At 72.3% G+C, this 1,071-nt stretch carries 1 protein-coding gene; it reads right to left on the bottom strand.

Annotation, left to right across the window (positions count from 1 at the left end; translation table 11 throughout):
• The coding region (locus tag ACLQ23_RS29420) for a hypothetical protein (RefSeq protein ID WP_425881386.1) at positions 1–1,010 on the bottom strand (1,010 nt) is incomplete at its 3' end.
• Between the last annotated feature and the right edge of the window lie 61 nt (positions 1,011–1,071).

The following is a 1,071-nucleotide window of genomic DNA, read 5'->3' as shown; positions in this document are numbered from 1 at the left end:
ACCACCACGGAAACCACCCTCGCGGTCACCGCCACGGAAACCGCCGTCACGCGGCGCACGGGAGGCGTCGCGGTCGCCACCACGGAAGCCACCCTCACGGGGCGGGCCGGAACGACCACGGTCGCCCCCACCCTGGTAACCACCCTCGCGACGGTCACCACCACGGAAACCACCCTCGCGGTCACCGCCACGGAAACCACCTTCACGGGGAGCACCCGAGCGCGAACCATCACGATCGCCACCACGGAAGCCACCTTCGCGACGGTCACCGCCACGGTAGCCACCCTCGCGGTCACCGCCGCGGTAGCCACCCTCACGCGGAGCGCCAGGCCGGGAGCCACCCTGGTAGCCGCCCTCACGACGGTCGCCACCCTGGTAGCCGCCCTCACGGCGGTCACCGCCACGGAAACCGCCCTCACGCGGCGCACCCGAGCGTGACCCGTCGCGGTCGCCACCACGGAAACCGCCCTCGCGACGGTCGCCACCACGGAAACCACTGTCGCGGTCGCCGCCACGGAAGCCACCTTCGCGGCGGTCACCGCTACGGAAACCACCGTCGCGGTCGCCACCACGGAAGCCACCCTCACGCGGCGGACCGGAACGGCCACGGTCACCGCCACCCTGGTAACCACCCTCGCGGGGAGCACCCGAGCGCGAACCATCACGGTCACCGCCGCGGAAACCGCCCTCGCGGCGATCGCCACCCCGGAAACCACCGTCGCGGTCACCGCCACGGGAACCGCCTTCGCGGTCGCCACCACGGAAGCCACCTTCGCGGCGGTCACCGCCACGGAAACCACCGTCGCGGTCGCCACCACGGAAGCCACCCTCGCGGGACGGACCGGAACGACCACGGTCACCGCCACCCTGGTAACCACCCTCGCGACGGTCACCACCACGGAAGCCACCTTCACGCGGCGCACCCGAGCGCGACCCATCACGATCGCCACCACGGAAGCCACCTTCGCGGCGGTCACCGCCACGGAAACCACCCTCGCGGTCGCCACCACGGAAGCCACCCTCGCGGGACGGACCGGAACGACCACGGTCACCGCCACCCTGGTAACCACC

The sequence above is a fragment of the Micromonospora sp. DT41 genome, assembly GCF_049841715.1.
Taxonomy (GTDB): Bacteria; Actinomycetota; Actinomycetes; order Mycobacteriales; family Micromonosporaceae; genus Micromonospora; species Micromonospora profundi.
Note: the sequence above shows the minus strand (reverse complement) of the source record. Positions and strands in the feature narration are given on the sequence as shown.